The sequence below is a fragment of the Thioalkalivibrio thiocyanoxidans ARh2 genome, from assembly GCF_000385215.1.
GTDB classification, from domain to species: Bacteria; Pseudomonadota; Gammaproteobacteria; order Ectothiorhodospirales; family Ectothiorhodospiraceae; genus Thioalkalivibrio; species Thioalkalivibrio thiocyanoxidans.
In genome coordinates this window covers 1-16,382 of record NZ_ARQK01000053.1, presented here as the reverse complement: position 1 = coordinate 16,382, position 16,382 = coordinate 1, and the positions used below count along the sequence as shown (strand labels likewise).

13 protein-coding genes are annotated in these 16,382 nt (G+C 66.8%); 8 read left to right on the top strand and 5 right to left on the bottom strand.

The features are described 5' to 3' along the window. The first annotated feature begins 12 nt into the window (after positions 1-12). Genes G372_RS0108245 through ccoS form a run of 3 tightly spaced genes read left to right on the top strand, consistent with a single transcriptional unit; the run spans position 13 to position 3,661 of the window. Positions 13-840 (top strand): FixH family protein, encoded by an 828-nt coding sequence (locus tag G372_RS0108245; protein WP_018863152.1) that lies wholly within the window; start codon positions 13-15, stop codon positions 838-840. Between the two features lie 16 nt (positions 841-856). Then, a complete protein-coding gene (locus tag G372_RS0108240) occupies positions 857-3,418 on the top strand; it encodes a heavy metal translocating P-type ATPase (RefSeq protein WP_026340327.1) in 2,562 nt (853 codons plus the stop codon). 33 nt (positions 3,419-3,451) lie between these two features. Continuing rightward, positions 3,452-3,661, top strand: a complete 210-nt coding sequence (ccoS, locus tag G372_RS0108235; RefSeq protein WP_018863150.1) for a cbb3-type cytochrome oxidase assembly protein CcoS — start codon at positions 3,452-3,454, stop codon at positions 3,659-3,661. Positions 3,662-3,960: 299 nt separating this feature from the next. Here the strand turns inward: ccoS and rpoH are convergent, their stop codons facing one another. The 4 genes from rpoH to ftsY form a co-directional block, all read right to left on the bottom strand. Beyond that, positions 3,961-4,830 (bottom strand): RNA polymerase sigma factor RpoH, encoded by an 870-nt coding sequence (gene rpoH, locus G372_RS0108225; protein WP_019623763.1) that lies wholly within the window; start codon positions 4,828-4,830, stop codon positions 3,961-3,963. Positions 4,831-4,944: 114 nt separating this feature from the next. Beyond that, entirely contained in the window at positions 4,945-5,874 is a 930-nt protein-coding gene (locus G372_RS0108220; protein WP_019623762.1) for a cell division protein FtsX, read from the bottom strand. Next, on the bottom strand, positions 5,871-6,542 hold the full coding sequence (ftsE, locus tag G372_RS0108215) for a cell division ATP-binding protein FtsE (protein ID WP_018863146.1): 672 nt from the start codon (positions 6,540-6,542) through the stop codon (positions 5,871-5,873). The genes G372_RS0108220 and ftsE overlap by 4 nt, the downstream gene beginning before the upstream one ends. 5 nt (positions 6,543-6,547) lie before the next feature. Next, complete coding sequence (gene ftsY, locus G372_RS0108210; protein WP_018863145.1) at positions 6,548-7,591, bottom strand: signal recognition particle-docking protein FtsY; 1,044 nt, start codon at positions 7,589-7,591, stop codon at positions 6,548-6,550. A gap of 89 nt (positions 7,592-7,680) precedes the next feature. Here ftsY and G372_RS0108205 point away from each other — a divergent pair, with 89 nt between their 5' ends. The 5 genes from G372_RS0108205 to G372_RS0108185 all read left to right on the top strand — a co-directional run bounded on the left by G372_RS0108205 (position 7,681) and on the right by G372_RS0108185 (position 13,701). Continuing rightward, positions 7,681-9,069 carry a M16 family metallopeptidase gene (locus G372_RS0108205; protein WP_018863144.1) on the top strand — a complete coding sequence of 463 codons (1,389 nt, stop codon included), beginning with the start codon at positions 7,681-7,683 and terminating at the stop codon, positions 9,067-9,069. Then, positions 9,069-10,403, top strand: coding sequence for a M16 family metallopeptidase (locus tag G372_RS0108200; protein WP_019623761.1), 1,335 nt, complete (start codon positions 9,069-9,071; stop codon positions 10,401-10,403). Before G372_RS0108205 ends, G372_RS0108200 begins: the two co-directional genes overlap by 1 nt. A gap of 37 nt (positions 10,404-10,440) precedes the next feature. Beyond that, entirely contained in the window at positions 10,441-10,983 is a 543-nt protein-coding gene (rsmD, locus tag G372_RS0108195; RefSeq protein WP_244263197.1) for a 16S rRNA (guanine(966)-N(2))-methyltransferase RsmD, read from the top strand. Between the two features lie 201 nt (positions 10,984-11,184). Further along, positions 11,185-12,810: a BCCT family transporter gene (locus tag G372_RS0108190; RefSeq protein WP_019623759.1), complete on the top strand. Its 1,626-nt coding sequence runs from the start codon at positions 11,185-11,187 to the stop codon at positions 12,808-12,810. A 9-nt stretch (positions 12,811-12,819) separates the two neighbouring features. Next, positions 12,820-13,701: an NAD(P)-dependent oxidoreductase gene (locus tag G372_RS0108185; RefSeq protein WP_018863140.1), complete on the top strand. Its 882-nt coding sequence runs from the start codon at positions 12,820-12,822 to the stop codon at positions 13,699-13,701. A gap of 13 nt (positions 13,702-13,714) precedes the next feature. On the opposite strand, the gene G372_RS0108180 is transcribed toward G372_RS0108185, so the two are convergent. Beyond that, positions 13,715-16,201, bottom strand: a complete 2,487-nt coding sequence (locus G372_RS0108180; RefSeq protein ID WP_019623758.1) for a glycogen/starch/alpha-glucan phosphorylase — start codon at positions 16,199-16,201, stop codon at positions 13,715-13,717. Positions 16,202-16,382 lie beyond the last annotated feature (181 nt).

The window sequence follows — 16,382 nt, the reverse complement described above, 5'->3', positions numbered from 1 at the left end:
GATGAAGACATCATGAGTAACCTTGTCATTTCCCTGGGGCTTGGCAGTGCCGCACTGGCATTGTTGTTCGCGCTGATCTACAAGTTCACGCGCCTTCGCGCCTACCACACCGCTGCGGTCGTGGTGGCGATCATGTTGTTCGTCTTTATCCCGGCCTCGATTCTGACGTGGCAGGGCGCCGACGTGTTCGCGATCCATCTGGCCCTGTACATCATCGTCCCGTACGGGCTCGGGATCATCCTCACGCAGAAGGAGGCGGAGGCCGCGAACGGCGAGAAGGGCAGCTTCCGCTTCCACTGGGCGCCCCTGGTGATCGTTGGCTTCTTCACGATCATTGCCTCAGTTCAGGCCGTGCTGATCACGCTGGCCCATAACGGCATGCCGGAGCGCTATATCGGTACCCTGCTGCCCGAGCCCGAGACACCCGCTGAGCGCGTGACCTCGGCCTTCCCCGGAACCGTCGGCGGCATCCAGGAGCGTGACGAGGCCCTGGCAGTCCACCGCATGTCGCGTCTCCAGGAGCAGCGCGAACTGGGCTGGCAGGTGCGCCAGGGCTGGGTGGAAAGCCCGGTTCAGGGCGAGACCGCCACGTTCCAGGTAGAGGTCCACGACGCCGAGGGGCGCCCGATCTCCGATGCCGATATCAACGGCCTGTTCATGTGGGTCGCCGACGAACGACAAGACCAGGCCTTCCGAATGCAGTCCGTAGGCGAGGGGCTTTATCAGGTTGAGCTCACGCTGCCCGCTCCGGGGCGCTGGGACCTGCGGTTCCACGTCGAGCACGACGGACAGCTTGTGGAGCAGCAGGCGCGTACGCGCGTTCGTGGCGAGTCGAGCTAGGTTTGCGTAACCGCCGGTGAGGGGATCTCGTCCCGTGCCGGAATCGCCCGCTGGAACTGCCGGGGCGGTGGCTGACTGCTTTCATTGCGGCCTTCCGGTACCGGAGGGCGCTCACTATCCGGTCGAGTTCGAAGGGCGCGAACGGCCCACCTGTTGCCCCGGCTGCCAGGCCGTGGCCGGAGCCATCATCGAGCGTGGGCTCGGTGCCTACTATCACCACCGTCCAGCGCCACCGGGTCAGGCGGGCCAGCCACTGGTGCCCGACGAACTGCGCGAACTTGAATTATTCGACACCGAGGCCGTCCAGCGCTCTTTCGTCACCCGTAACGACCCGGCCATGGGGCATGGCGAGGCCCGGCGCGAAGCCGCACTGATTCTCGAGGGGATCACCTGTGCCGCCTGTGTCTGGCTGAACGAGCGACACGTGCAGTCGCTCCCGGGTGTGCTCGAATTCAACATCAACTACTCGACCCACCGCGCCCGCCTGGTCTGGGACCCGGAACGTATTGCCCTGTCCGCGATCCTGAAGGCGATTCGCGATATCGGCTATCACGCCCACCCGTACGACCCGGGCACCCGCGAACAAGCCATTGCCCGCGAACGTGGCCTGGCGCTGCGCCGGATCGGGGTTGCGGCGCTCGGCATGATGCAGGTGATGATGCTGGCGGTCGCCATCTGGCTGGGCGAGGACGATCCCCAGCACGCCGACCTGATGCAGTTCATGCGCTGGGTGGCGGCCGGCCTGACCACTCCGGTGGTCTTCTATTCGGCGATTCCCTTCTACCAGAGTGCCTGGCGTGACCTCCGCCAGAGGCGCCTCGGCATGGATGTCCCGGTCAGCCTGGCGATTATCGTGACCTACGTGGCGAGTCTCTACGCGGTCTTTCTCGGAACGGGCGAGCATGTGTATTTCGAGTCCGTGGTCATGTTTGTCTTCTTCCTGCTCACCAGCCGCTACCTCGAATTGATCGCGCGTCAGCACGCGAGTCAGGAGATCGATCGCCTGGACCGACTTGTGCCGGCCCTGGCGCATCGTCTGGATGGCGACGGCCACGAGGCGCCCGTCGCCCTTGGCGAGCTCGTCCCCGGCGACCGTGTGCGGGTCCGTCCCGGAGAATCGGTCCCCGCTGATGGAGTGGTCGTCCAGGGGCGCTCCACCATCAATCGCGCCCTGCTTACCGGCGAACCGGATCCCGATCCGGTCGCCATCGGCGACGAAGTCGTAGGCGGTACCGTCAACGTCGATGGCCCGCTGGTGGTGCAGGTCCGTCGCGTCGGTGCCGAAACCACTCTGGCCGCGATCCAGCGCCTGCTCGATCGTGCCCAGAGCGAGAAACCCCGCATCGCCCGCCTCGCAGAGACTGGTACCGGGTGGTTTGTCGCAGCCGTCCTGATCCTGACTGCCTTGGCGGGTCTGGTCTGGTATGCGTGGATCGACCCGAGCCGAGCCTTGTGGGTGATGGTCGCCATGCTGGTCGCCACCTGCCCCTGTGCGCTGGCGCTCGCAACGCCGGTTGCCCTGACGGCGACCACGGGTACGCTCTCGCGTCTCGGACTCCTGGTCACACGCGGGCGCACCCTGGAGGCCCTCGCCCGCGTTGATACCGTCTGCCTCGACAAGACCGGAACCCTGACCGAGGGCCGCCCGCGCCTGGTCGCCCAGCAGGATCATGCCGCGCCACCCGCGGGTCAGGACTGGCGTGCCTGGGCAGCGGCACTGGAGGCCCATTCCGAGCACCCGCTGTCTCGGGCTTTCCGCGAAGCCGTTCCTGCCCCTGGTGTGGAGGCGCAGGACGTACACAACGAGCCGGGAAGCGGTTTGTCCGGGCGCATTGACGGGCACGAGGCGGCGATTGGGGGGCGTGCGATGCTGCCTGGCGCGGAACCCCCTGATGCACAGGCCCCTGTGGACCGCCCGTTCGCATCCCCGGTCTGGCTGGTGGTGGACGGCCAGCCGGTCGCTACCTTCTGGCTCGCTGACACACCGCGGCCCGAGGCGGCGGAGACTGTTGCGACACTGCGCGCCCGCGGGCTCGAGGTGGTCCTGCTGACCGGGGACCGGCCGGAGGCGGGGCAGCGCTTCGCCGAACACCTGGGGATCGAGCGTGTCCATGGCGGCCTGACGCCGGAGGACAAACTGCGCCACGTGCGCGAACTCCAGGCCCGGGGCCGGACGGTGCTGATGGCTGGGGAGGGGATCAACGACGCACCGGTGCTCGCGGGGGCCGATGTCTCGCTGGCCATGGGGGGCGGCACCCGACTGGCGCAGACCCAGGCCGATCTCGTGCTGACATCGGATCGCCTGGATCGGCTCCCGGAGGCGCTGGACCAGGCCCGCCGAACCACCCGGGTCGTGCGCCAGAATATCGCCTGGGCGATCGGCTACAACGTAGTGGCCTTGCCGTTCGCCGCTTCCGGCCTCCTCACTCCCTGGCTGGCGGCATTGGGGATGTCCATGAGCTCGCTGCTGGTCGTGGGGAATGCCCTGCGCCTGCGTCCAGGGCGCGACCGGGTCGCTGTGCCGCCCGAGCGCGCGAGCCGTGCAGCGAGTGCGGTTTCGGCCGCCCCCCCGGGTTGAGGCAGGGATTCGCGTTTCCTTAGACTGTTCACTATGACGATTCTTTACCTGCTGATTCCGCTGGCGATGCTGTTCGCACTGGTCGTGGGCCTGGTCCTGTTCTGGGCGATCCGGTCGGGTCAGTACGAGGATCTGGAGGGGCCGGCCCACCGCATCCTGATGGATGACGATGATCCGCGCATTCCGACCCCGGATAACGACAACGAGCACGAATCCGGCGCGCGCCGGGATCGGGAAGACTGAGCAGAGCGATCCGGAAACTTGCGCGCCCCTGGCGCTCCGGCGTACCCTTTGCGCATACGAATTCGAACCGTTTCAGGGGATTGCGCCATGCGTGACTGGTTTACCTTCGAGAATTTCCCGCTGACCTTCACGGCCGGCCTGATTATCTTCTCCTGGCTGAGCTTCTTCTCGGTCATCCTGTTCGGCGGCTGAGCCGGGGATTTCCGGGCGCCGCCTGAGCGGCGCAGGCAGCCATGAAAAAGGCCCCGATCGCGCAAGCGGTCGGGGCCTTTTTCGTTGGGCGTTGCCGACGCGGTGCGTCAGTCGGCGAAGGCCGCGCGAATACGCTTGATCGCGCTGTTCTCGATCTGGCGGATGCGCTCGGCGGAGACGCCGTATTCTGACGCCAGTTCGTGCAGCGTGGCCTTGGGTTCGCTCATGTAGCGCCGCGCCAGGATGTTGCGCGAACGGTCGTCCAGCTTGCCCAGCGTGGTGGCCAGCTGTTCCTGATAATGGCGGTCCCAGTCCTCGTCTTCGGCCATCTGCGCCGGGTCGTCGCTCATGTCTTCCAGGCTCAGGCGCTGGGCCGGGGCCAGGTAGGTCTGCTCGTCGTCACTCTCGGGCACGGGATCAAAGCTCGCATCCTGGCTGGACAGGCGCCGCTCCATCTCCCAGACATCTTTCTCGGATACCCCGAGGTCCCGGGCGACGGCCGAGACCTCGTCGTTCGACATCCAGCCGAGGCGCTGCTTGGCGCTGCGCAGGTTGAAGAACAGCTTGCGCTGGGCCTTGGTCGTCGCCACCTTCACGATCCGCCAGTTGCGCAGGATGAACTCGTGGATCTCCGCGCGAATCCAGTGCACCGCAAACGAGACCAGGCGCACCCCCTGGTTCGGGTCGAAGCGCCGCACGGCCTTCATCAGGCCGACATTGCCCTCCTGGATCAGGTCGCCCAGGGGCAGGCCGTAGCCCTGGTAGCCGCGGGCCACATGCACGACAAAGCGCAGGTTGTGCAGGATCAGCTGGCGCGCCGCGTCCAGGTCGTTGCGTTCATGCAGCGACCGCGCGAGCTCGCGCTCGTGTTCCGGGTCCAGTACCTCGATTCGGCTGACCGCCTGCATGTAATGGTCCAGGTTCCCGACGGGAACGGGCAGGTCTGCATGCACGGTTGCCAGGGCCTTGCTGCTCATCGTGATGGATGCCTCCTGAGAATAAAGTTAGAGATTAGCACTCATGCAAATAGAGTGCTAAACCCGGCGAAAGTTCCGGGAGTTCCACCCCCTTCACCCGGTATCCCGCCGGCCTCAGGGGGCATCGCGCAGGGCATGGCCGCTGCCCAGTCGCGCGCCCAGCCAGCCCAATATCAGGCCTGCCAGGATCAGGCCCAGAAGATCCCCGGCATGCGGCAGGCGCAGGGTGAACTCCAGGTCGAAGGCGGCGGCGGCCTCGGTTAGCGGTTCGCGGCTCAGCGCGACCCCCGCCAGTAGCAGAATCACGCTGAAGACGCCCCCGCCAAACCCGGTCAGCACGCCCCCGTACAGCGACGGGCGGCGCAGAAATCGGTGGGTGGCGCCGCTGATGCGCGAGATCGCGATCTCCTCCTGGCGTTCGCGCAGCTCGGAGGCAGTGGCGAGCGCCAGGATCAGCACCGCCCCGAGGCCCAGCAGCGCGGCGACTACGGACAGGATGCGCAGGCCCAGCTCGTGCAGGCTGTTGAGCTGGCGTACCCACTCGTCGTCGGCGACCAGCCCGGCCTCGGGCGCCAGCGCCCGCAGGTCTTCGCGCAGTGCGGCCACCGTGTCGGGCTGCGTACTGGCGGGTACGACGTCGATTACGTCCGGCAGCGGGTTGTCCTCCAGCCAGTCCAGTAGCTCCGGGTCCGGCAGGCTGTCGCGGTACGTGGTGAGTGCGGTGTCGGCGTCGATGCGCTCCCAGCGTGCAACGCGCTCGTCGTCGTCCAGCGCATCTTCGAGCCGCCCGGCGGTCTCTTCGTCGACATGATCGAGATAGAGCGCGATGCGCGGGTCGTGGTCGATGTGCGCCGACAGGGCGCGCGCATTGTCCAGCAGTACCCAGAGATACGCGGGGAGCGCGAGGATGAAGCCCAGTACCGCGATGGTGATCAGACTCAGGATCGGTGCCTGCAGGCGTCGGCCAAGACTGCGCCGGGCGGCATCGCGGTGGCTGTCCAGCCAGGCGGGCAGGGCATCGATCAGGCGGCGCCCGGGTCTCATGCGCTGGCCCCGCCGCGGGCCTCGATGCGGCCGTTTTCCAGGTGCAGCACCGGTTTGCCCATGCGGCCGATCAGTTCCTGGTCATGGCTGGCAATCAGGGCGGTCATGCCCACGCGGTTGAAGTCGTCGAACAGCGCGAGGATCTCCTGCGACAGGGCCGGGTCCAGGTTGCCGGTCGGTTCGTCTGCGAGCAGCAGCACGGGGCGGTGCACGATGGCCCGGGCGATGCCGACACGCTGCTGCTCCCCGGCCGAGAGCGTGCGCGGATTGGCTGTCTCCTTGTGCAGCAGCCCGACCTTGTCCAGCGCCGCGCGCACCCGCTTGCGCATCTCCGGGCGGCGGTAGGCCAGGATCTCCAGGGGCAGGGCGACGTTATCGAACACGGGGCGGTCGAACAGCAGGCGGTGGTCCTGAAAGACCAGCCCGATGCTGCGGCGAAAACGCGGGATGGCGCGCGCGGACAGGCGGTCCAGTTCGTGCCCGTTCACGCGGATGCGGCCGCGGGTGGGCCGTTCCAGTCCGGCAATCAGGCGCAGCAGGGTGCTCTTGCCGGCCCCGGACGGGCCGGTGACAAAGGCCATGGCGCCGGCATCCACGCGCAGGCTGACACTGGACAGCGCATCGGACGCGCTGCCAAAGCGCTTGGTTACGCGCTGCAACTGGATCATGCCGGCTAGTTTTCCTCGCGACCCAGCAGCGCCCGCACGAACGCGCGGGCATCGAAGCGCTGGAGGTCCTCGGCCTTCTCGCCCACGCCGATAAAGCGCACGGGTACCCCCAGTTGCTCCGCCAGCGCGAACAGGACGCCGCCCTTGGCGGTCCCGTCCAGCTTGGTGACCACGATCCCGGTCAGCCCCAGGGCCTCGTGGAACTGCCGTGCCTGGCTCAGCGCGTTCTGCCCGGTGCCGCCATCGACCACCAGCAGTACTTCGTCCGGGGCGTTTTCGTCCAGCCGGCCCATCACGCGCTTCACCTTGCGCACCTCGTCCATCAGGTTGGTCTGGGTGTGCAGGCGCCCGGCGGTATCGGCGATCAGGATATCGGTGCTGCGCGCCTGGGCGGCCTGGAGGCCGTCGTAGACCACGGAGGCCGAGTCGGCCCCGGTCCCCTGGGCGATGACCGCGACGCCATTGCGATCCCCCCAGGTTTGCAGCTGTTCCACGGCGGCCGCGCGGAAGGTATCCCCCGCGGCCAGCAGCACCGAGCGGCCCTCGGCCTGGAAGCGGTGCGCCAGCTTGCCGATGGTGGTGGTCTTTCCGGCGCCGTTGATGCCGACCACCAGGATCGAAAACGGCCGCTCGGCCTGCGGGATCTCCAGCGGCCGCGAGACCGGTTCCAGGATCTCCACCATCGCGGTCTCCAGCGCGTCCATCAGTGCGTCGGCGTCGTCCAGTTCGCGCCGTTTTACCTCGCGGGTGATACGATCCATGATCCGCTGGGTCGCATCCAGGCCGACATCAGCCAGGAGCAGGCGCTCTTCCAGTTCCTCGAACAGCTCGTCGTCGATCTTGCGCCGAAACAGGCTCTTGAGGTCGCCGCCGAGCGCCTGACCGGTCTTGGCCAGGCCCTGGCGCAGGCGCTGGAACCAGCCGCCTCGGGCCGGTTGCGCGTCGGGTTCCGGCTCGGGGGCCGCTGCGGATTCCGGCGGGGCCTCCGGCTGGGGTTCGGGGCGGGGCGTGGCGGATTCTTCGGATTTCTTCTTGCGGAAACCGAACATGTTTCAGGAGGTCCAGTAGAAAGTGTTCATGCTAGCACGGGGATCGTATTGCAATGCGTAGAGCAGTGCTCGGAAGTCTCGTTGGATGGATGGTGGTCTGGCTGCTCGGTGCCAGTGTTGTGGCCGGGGAGCTGGAGATCGAATCGGATGTGGTGGAGGCCACGCTGGACAACGGTCTGACCGTGCTGGTGCTGGAGGACCGGCGCGCACCCGTGGTGGCCAACATGGTCTGGTATCGCGTGGGATCCGCTGATGAACACAGCGGTATCACCGGTGTCTCGCACATGCTGGAACACATGATGTTTCGCGGCTCGGAGAAGTACGAGCCGGGCGAGTTCTCGCGTGTCGTCGCGCGTATGGGTGGTCGCGAGAACGCGTTTACGGGGCGTGACTATACTGGCTACCACCAGGTGATCGGGGCCGACCACTGGGAGACCGTGATGGCCATGGAGGCCGAGCGCATGCAGCACCTGCGGCTGCAGGAGGACGAGTTCCGTCCGGAGCTGCGGGTGGTGCAGGAAGAGAGGCGCCTGCGCGTGGAGGATCAGCCGAACGCCCTGCTGCGCGAGCAGCTGATGGCCACGGCCTTTTTCAACCACCCGTACGGTCAGCCCGTGATCGGCTGGATGACCGACATCGAGTCCTACACCCTGGAAGATCTCCAGGACTGGTACGACCGCTACTACCACCCCAGCAACGCAGTGGTCGTGGTCGTGGGCGATGTCGACGCCGACGAGGTGGTTGCGGCCGCGGAGAAGCACTTTGGCGCCATCCCCGGCGGTAATGTGCCGGAGGCCAAGCCGCGCCGGGAGACCCCGCAGACGGGGGAACGCCGGATTACCGTGCAGGCCCCGGCCCAGGTCCCGTTTCTGATGATGGGCTGGAAGACCCCGGTGCTGAACACGCTGGACTCGCATGAGGACGCCTACGCCCTGCTGGTGGCTGCCGGGATCCTGGATTCGGGCGAGGCCTCGCGCTTTGCGCGCGAACTGGTCCGGGGGCAGGAGCTGGCGAGCGCCACTTCGGCACGCTACAGCCCGTTCGCGCGGCTGGACGACCTGTTCATGGTTGCCGCCGTGCCGACCTCGAACACGGATATCGAGACCCTGGAGCAGGCGCTTCTGGACGAGATCGATCGCCTGGCTGACGAGCCCGTGGATGATCGCGAACTGGAGCGCGTGCAGGCGCGGGTGATTGCCTCGGAGGTCTACGAGCGCGACTCGGTGCGGGCACAGGCCTTCCAGCTGGGTATGCTCGAGACCGTCGGTGTGGGCTGGCGGGAGAACGATCGTTTCCTGGAGCGGGTGCGCGAGGTGACGGCCGAGGACGTCCAGCGCGTGGTGCGCGAGTACCTGGTGCCCGAGCGGCTTACGGTCGGGGTCCTCGACCCGCAGCCGATGGATGACGAGGAGGCCCCGGCACCCGGGGCCTATGGTGCCCCGGACCTCGATGGTGGCTATCCGGAGGGGGATCACTAATGCTGCACGCAATCAAGAAACTATCGCGCCGGTCTCTGTTCGCGGGACTGGCCCTGGTGCCGTTGACCCTGCTGACGATCCCGGTACAGGCGGTGGAGGTCGACCGCTGGGAAACCGACGAGGGGTTGCGGGTCCTGTATGTCGAGGCGCCCGATCTGCCGATGGTGGACTTGCGCCTGACCTTTGATGGCGGTGCGGCACGGGATGGCGATCTGCCGGGGCTGGCCATGATGACCTCCCGCAGTCTGCGCCACGGCACCGAGGACATGGATGCCTCCGAGCTGGCCGAGCGCTTCGAGTCCGTTGGCGCGCGCTTCAGCACCAGTTCCCTGCGCGACATGGCGATCGTCAGTCTGCGCACGCTGACCGAACCGGACTGGATGGAGACGGCGGTCGGCACGCTGGCCGATGCGCTGTCCGCCCCCGCCTTCCCCGAGGCCGATTTCGAGCGCAGCCGCCGCCAGGCCCTGCAGTCCCTCCAGCGCGAGCGCCAGGAACCTGCGGCAGTGGCCAGCCGACGCTTCTACGAGCTGATGTACGAGGGCCACCCGTATGCCAGCTGGCCGGGTGGCGAGGTCGATTCGCTGGAGGCGATGACGCGCGACGACGCGCGGGCCTTCTTCGAGCGCCACTACGCGGCGGGCAACGGCTCGCTGGCGATCACCGGTGGTGTGAGCCGCGAGCAGGCCGAGGAACTGGCCGACCGGATCTCCGCCGCGCTGCCCGCTGGTGGGGCGGTGGATCCACTGCCACCGGTACCCATGCGCGAGGAGCCGGTGGAGGAGCGGATCGCATTCCCGTCCGAACAGGCGCATATCTACATGGGGGCTCCGGCCCTGAGCCGCGGTGACGAGGCCCATTTCGCGCTGACGCTGGCCAACCATGCCCTGGGCGGAGGCGGTTTCACGTCGCGGCTGTTCCAGGAGGTGCGCAGTGCCCGCGGCCTTGCCTACTCCGTGCACAGCCGTTTCCAGCCGATGGCGGTCGAAGGCCCCTTCATGATCAATATGCAGACCGGTGTACATCAGGCCGATGAAGCCGTCGAGGTCCTGCGCGAACAGGTGCTGCGCTGGCATGCCAACGGCGTGGAGCCCGACGAGATGGAGGCCTCGCGCGAGAACGTGATCAACTCGTTCCCGTTGTCGCTGGCGTCCAACAGCGACATCGTCGGTCTGCTGGGCATGATGGGCTTCTACGGCCTGGCCGATGACTACCTGGAGCGCTATGTCGAGCGCATGCAGGCGGTGGAACTGGAGACGATGAATGCGCAGCTGGCCGAGCGTCTCAACCCCGAAGCCCTGGTGACGGTCATCGTTGGTGGCCAGGAAGACTAGGCGAGGTCCGCCGGGGCGCAGCGCGCGCATCCGCATTATTGGCGGGGCCTGGCGCCGGCAGTGGCTGCCGGTGCCGTCCGTCGGTGGCCTGCGTCCGACCGCGGATGCCCAGCGCGAGACCCTGTTCAACTGGCTGCAGCGGCAACTCCCGGGGGCGCGGGTGCTGGATCTTTATGCCGGGACGGGTGCCCTGGGGTTCGAGGCGGCTTCGCGGGGAGCCCGGGAGGTCTGGCTGGTCGAGCGTGACGCGCGTGCTGCGTCTCAGCTCGAGGCCAACCGGGAACGGCTCGGTGCCGTTCAGGTGCATGTCCGGCGCGACGACGTAGCCCGCCTGTTAAGCCAGCCGCCCGAAGGCGGCCCCTTTGATCTCGTGTTTCTCGATCCCCCCTTTGGGCAGGAGCGTGTGACGCCGGCACTGGCGGCCCTGGTCGCGCAGGGCTGGCTGGCCCCCGGTGCGCGCGTCTATGCGGAGCTGGAATCGGACCTCGATCCGGCGCTCGTGGCCGGTGCCGGCTGGGACATCGAGCGCGAACGGGTGGGCGGACAGGCCCGAGGCCTTCTCCTGACGCGAAGTGCGTGAGAAGGGGCGCCAGGAATGTGCTTTGCAGTTTGTCAGGCCATTGGCTACGGTAAGGGCGTCGTCAGTCGGCTCCGCGATTGCGCTGGCTGAGCGCGTCCCCGACCGTCAGGTACACGGGAAGGCTCGGGATGCAATGTCCCGGGGGTGTACCGAGCATGCCGGTGCGGCGTTGGAACGCAACACAAGAAAGGGGAGCCACCCATGGAAGAGTCGTCTTCGAGCCCGGGGCTGAACCAGACTCGGATCGCCGGATTCGGTGTGATCTGCAGCCCGGTCTTCTGGATTTCCACTGCCGTTATCGCCGTATTCGTACTGTTCGGGGCACTGTTTCCGGAGACGGCGGAGGGCATCTTCGAGCAGCTCCAGACCGGCATCTCCGAGTATCTCGGCTGGTACTACATGCTGGTGGTGACGGTCTTTCTGGTCTTTTCCCTTTACTTGATGTTCTCGCGTTACGGCGGCATACGGCTCGGGGACCAGTTCGAGGCGCCCCGTTTCAGTTACGCCGCGTGGTTTGCGATGCTCTTCTCGGCGGGCATGGGGATCGGGCTGCTGTTCTGGAGCATCGCCGAGCCGATGTACCACTACCTGAGTCCGCCGCATGCCGAGGGCGAGACCAGCGAGGCCGCCGCCGAGGCGATGCGCTATACCTTCTTCCACTGGGGGTTGCACGCCTGGGCGATCTACATCGTCGTCGGCCTGTCGCTGGCCTATTACGCCTACCGGCATAACCTGCCGCTGCTGATCCGCTCCTCGCTGTATCCGTTCATCGGTGATCGCATCTACGGCCCCTGGGGGCACCTGATCGATATCCTGGCCCTGTTCGGGACCATGTTCGGGGTGGCGACCTCGCTGGGTCTCGGGGTCATGCAGATCAACTCGGGCCTGAACTTCGTGTTCGGGATCGAGGAATCCACGACCATGCAGATCACCCTGGTCGCGATCATCACCCTGATTGCGGTGGGCTCGGTTGCCCTCGGGATCGACAAGGGCATCAAGCGGCTGTCCAACTTCAATATCGGGCTGGCGGTGATCCTGCTCGCGCTGCTGCTGATCATGGGGCCGACGCTGTTTATCCTGCGCGTGCTGGTGGAGTCCACCGGCACCTACGTGCAGCACCTGCCCGCGATGAGCCTGTGGGCCGATACCATCGACGAGACCGGCTGGGCCACCGCCTGGACCATCTTCTACTGGGGCTGGTGGATCTCCTGGGCACCGTATGTCGGCATGTTCATTGCGCGCGTCTCGCGCGGGCGCACCATTCGCGAGTTCGTGGTGGGCGTGCTGCTGGCCCCGACCGCTGCGGCCTTCGTCTGGCTGGCCGTGTTCGGCGGTACCGCGATGAGCTACGAGCTCGGTGGCGTGGCCGACCTGACCGGGGCGGTCGAGGAAAGCGTGTCCACCGCGTTGTTCGCGACCATTCAGGCCATGCCGTTGTGGGACTGGTTTGCGGTGGCGGTGATGGCCGCTGCGACGGTCCTGATCGTGACCTTCTTTGTGACCTCGTCTGACTCGGGCTCGCTGGTCATCGACACCCTGGCGTCCGGCGACGTGCGCAACCCGACCGTGACCCAGCGGGTCTACTGGGCGGTCCTCGAGGGGGTTGTGGCCTCGATCCTGTTGCTGGCGGGGGGGCTGGCCGCGCTGCAGGCGGCGGCGATCAGTGTTGGCCTGCCGTTTTCGGTGGTAATGCTGGTGATGGTGATCGGGCTCTGGAAAAGCCTGCATCAGACCGAGGCCGTCACGCCCACCAAGTACCAGAAAGAGGCGCCACCGCCACATACCCTGCTCGGGTATACCGACGATCTGGACGACAAGATCAAGTAGGAGGTCACTATGGCTGCGTCCCGCGTGGCGCTGCTGGGCTGTGGGCTCATGGGGCAACCCATGGGCCTGCGTCTTCTGCGCGCCGGTTTCCATGTCGAGGCCTACAACCGCACGCCGGAGCGAGCCAGCGAGCTGGCCAGCGAGGGGGTGCCGGTACACAGCGAACCGGCGACCGCGGTAGCCGGGGCCGATACCCTGGTGCTGATGCTCTCGGACGCCACCGCGATCCAGTCCGCACTGGGGGCATTGCCGCAAGGCGCGCTGAGCGGGCGCTGCGTAATCCAGATGGCAACGATCCTGCCGGCCGAGAGCCGTCAGCTCGCCGAGCACCTGCGCCGCGCCGGGGCCTGTTATGTCGAGGCCCCGGTGCTGGGGTCGATCCCGGAGGCACGCGAGGGCAGGCTGCTGATCATGGCGGGCGCTGACGAGGAGACGGAGTTTGCGCGGGCGTCCCCGGTGCTGGCCGCACTGGGTGAAAACCCGCGCCATGTCGGACCGGTGGGCCAGGGCGCGGCCCTGAAGCTCGCGTTCAACCAGCTGATCGCCAGCCTGACCGCGGCCTTCTCGCTAAGTCTGGGTCTGGTCCGCCGCGAGGGGGCGGACATCGATACCTTCATGGACATCCTGCGCGAGTCGGCATTGTATGCGCCGACCTTCGACAAGAAGCTGGACAAGATGCTTTCCGGCGATTTCGGGAAGGCGAATTTCCCTGTCAAGCACCTCTTGAAGGACGTGCACCTGGTCGAACGGGCCGCCGAAGATGCACAGCTGGTGGCCCCGTGGCTGCCCCTGTTGGCGCAGCTGCTGGAGCAGGCGCAGGAGCGCGGGCTGGCGGATGCCGACTACTCCGCGATCTACAGCGCGATCGCACCCGAACCCTCCGCGCACTGAGGCGGAGTCCGGCTCAGGCGGCCCCGTTGGTCTTGGAGGGGGCGACCGGTTCGGGGACGACGTCCCAGATCTGGTTGGCGTAGTCGCGCACGGTGCGGTCGATGGAGAAAAAGCCCATGCGCGCGACGTTGTGGATCGCCGCCTCGGCCCAGGCGGACGTGTCCGCATACAGGGCGTCCGCTCGATCGCAGGCCTCCGCATAGGCCTGATAGTCGGCCAGCACAAAGAACGGGTCGTCCTCGCGCAGGTAGCGCCCCAGGTCGCGGTGGGTCTCCGGATCGTCACGGGTGAAGAACCCGGACTCGATCATGTCCACGGCGGCCGCCAGACCGGGCGCGCGCTCAAGGATGGTGGATGGCTGTTCGCCGCGGGCGCGGTGTTCGACAACCTCGGCGGCGGTCATGCCGAAAATGAAGACGTTGTCGTCGCCTACCGCATCGCGGATCTCGATATTGGCGCCATCCAGCGTGCCGATGGTCAGGGCCCCGTTCAGGGCCAGTTTCATGTTGCCCGTGCCGGAGGCCTCGAAACCGGCTGTCGAGATCTGTTCGGAGAGGTCCGCGGCCGGGATGATGATGCTGGCCGCGCTGACTTCGTAGTTCGGGAAGAACACGCACTTCAGGCGGTCGCCAACGGCCGGGTCGTGGTTCACGATGTCGGCCACCTCGTTGATCACCTGGATGATCGCCTTGGCGCGGGCGTAGCCCGGGGCCGCCTTCCCGCCGAACAGCACGACGCGCGGCGGGATGTCCTCGCCGGCGCGGATGCGGCGGTACAGGTCAATCACGTGCAGCAGTTTCAGCAGCTGGCGCTTGTACTCGTGGATGCGCTTCACCTGGACGTCGAACAGCACGTCCGGGTTCAGCTCCACGCCGGTGCGCTCGCGCACCAGTTCCGCGAGCCGGACCTTGTTGGCGCGCTTCACCGACATGAATTCCCGCTGCAATTCGGGGTCGGTGGCGTAGGGTTCCAGGGCGCGCAGGCGCTCCAGGTCATATTGCCAGTCGTTGCCGATACGCCGGCCCAGGAGCTCGGTCAGGGCCGGGTTGGACTGGATCATCCACAGCCGCGGGGTTACGCCGTTGGTGACGTTGACGAAGCGTTCCGGCCAGAGCTCGTAGAAGTCCTCGAACAGGGTCTCCTGTAGCAGACGCGTATGCAGCGCGGCGACGCCATTGATGTGGTGCGATCCGACCACCGCCAGGTGCGCCATGCGGACCCGGCGTTCGCCTGCCTCGTCGATAATCGACAGGCGCGCCAGGCGGTCACTGTCCCCCGGGTAGCGGTGCCGTACCTCTTCCAGGAACTCGTGGTTGATCTGGTAGATGATGCCCATGTGGCGCGGCAGTACATGCTGCATCAGCGGGACCGGCCAGGTTTCCAGGGCCTCGGGCATCAGGGTGTGGTTGGTGTAGGCGAGGGTTCGTCGTGTCAGGTCCCAGGCGCGATCCCAGGGCACTTCGTGGCAGTCGACCAGCAGTCGCATCAGTTCGGCCACGGCGATTGCGGGATGCGTGTCGTTCAGCTGGATCGCGGCCTTGTCCGGCAGGGCGTCCAGTGAGTAGCCCAGCGCCAGGTGACGCTCAAGGGCATCCTGCAGCGAGGCGGAGACGAAGAAGTACTCCTGCTTCAGACGCAGTTCCTTGCCGATTGCGGTGGCGTCGTTCGGGTACAGCACCATGGAGATGGTCTCGGACTCGGCCTTGTCTGCCACCGCCCGGATGTAATCCCCTTCGTTGAAGTAGCGCAGGTCGAAGTCGCGGGTCGCCTTGGCGGCCCACAGGCGCAGGTTGTTGACGTTGCGTCTTCCGTAGCCCGCGGTCGGGTAGTCGTAGGCCATGGCCAGGACTTCTTCTCCGTCTTCCCAGGTATAGCGGGTGCCACCACGGGGGTGGTGGTGCTCGACGACGTAGCCGTAAAAGTGGACCGGGAACTTCCGGTCCGAGCGCGGGAACTCCCAGGGGTTTCCGTACCGCAGCCAGGTGTCCGGGTGTTCCACCTGCCGGTAGGGTTCGAAGTCCTGACGGAACATGCCGTATTCGTAACGGATGCCATAGCCGTAACCGGGGAAGCCCTGGGTGGCCAGCGATTCCAGAATGCAGGCGGCGAGCCGACCGAGGCCGCCGTTGCCCAGGGCCGCGTCATCCTCGAGGTCTATGATGCCGTCGAGGTCCACCCCAAGGTCGGCCATCGCCTGGCGTGCCTCGTCGAGGATCCCCATGTTGCGCAGGTTCGCCTCGAGCATGCGCCCGATCAGGTATTCCATCGACAGGTAGTAGACGCGCTTGACGTCTTCTTCGACGAATTGGCGGCGGGTCAGCAGACGACGTTCGATCATGCGCTCGCGGATGGCGAAGGCCAGGGCCTCGAGCCAGTCGCGGTCGCTGGCCTCACGCGGGTCCTCTCCCACCACGCGGACGACGGCATCGCGAATCGATTGCCGCAGGCCCTCCACGTCGTTGGGGAGGTGGGGCAGGTGCGTTACTTCGGGGGCGGCCATTCGGCGGTCTCCAGAACTAGGGAAACACTGATCAATGTACACGCTCGCGCTCGAGTCGCTTTTGCGCGCGAACAAGGCGCGGTGACCGCCGTGCAGTCATTCTGCACAAGGGAGCCGCAACGCCGTTCCCGCGCCCGTTTTTGATAACAACGGGCGGCCGAGCCCCTTCGGGGTTGGCACC

What these genes read in the sequence shown, in the direction of transcription:
- G372_RS0108245 (WP_018863152.1), top strand. Translation starts at nt 13, where the DNA reads ATGAGTAACCTTGTCATTTCCCTGGGGCTTGGCAGTGCCGCACTGGCA.
- ccoS (WP_018863150.1), top strand. Translation starts at nt 3,452, where the DNA reads ATGACGATTCTTTACCTGCTGATTCCGCTGGCGATGCTGTTCGCACTG.
- rpoH (WP_019623763.1), bottom strand. Translation starts at nt 4,830, where the DNA reads ATGAGCAGCAAGGCCCTGGCAACCGTGCATGCAGACCTGCCCGTTCCC.
- G372_RS0108220 (WP_019623762.1), bottom strand. Translation starts at nt 5,874, where the DNA reads ATGAGACCCGGGCGCCGCCTGATCGATGCCCTGCCCGCCTGGCTGGAC.
- ftsE (WP_018863146.1), bottom strand. Translation starts at nt 6,542, where the DNA reads ATGATCCAGTTGCAGCGCGTAACCAAGCGCTTTGGCAGCGCGTCCGAT.
- ftsY (WP_018863145.1), bottom strand. Translation starts at nt 7,591, where the DNA reads ATGTTCGGTTTCCGCAAGAAGAAATCCGAAGAATCCGCCACGCCCCGC.
- G372_RS0108205 (WP_018863144.1), top strand. Translation starts at nt 7,681, where the DNA reads ATGGTGGTCTGGCTGCTCGGTGCCAGTGTTGTGGCCGGGGAGCTGGAG.
- G372_RS0108200 (WP_019623761.1), top strand. Translation starts at nt 9,069, where the DNA reads ATGCTGCACGCAATCAAGAAACTATCGCGCCGGTCTCTGTTCGCGGGA.
- G372_RS0108190 (WP_019623759.1), top strand. Translation starts at nt 11,185, where the DNA reads ATGGAAGAGTCGTCTTCGAGCCCGGGGCTGAACCAGACTCGGATCGCC.
- G372_RS0108185 (WP_018863140.1), top strand. Translation starts at nt 12,820, where the DNA reads ATGGCTGCGTCCCGCGTGGCGCTGCTGGGCTGTGGGCTCATGGGGCAA.
- G372_RS0108180 (WP_019623758.1), bottom strand. Translation starts at nt 16,201, where the DNA reads ATGGCCGCCCCCGAAGTAACGCACCTGCCCCACCTCCCCAACGACGTG.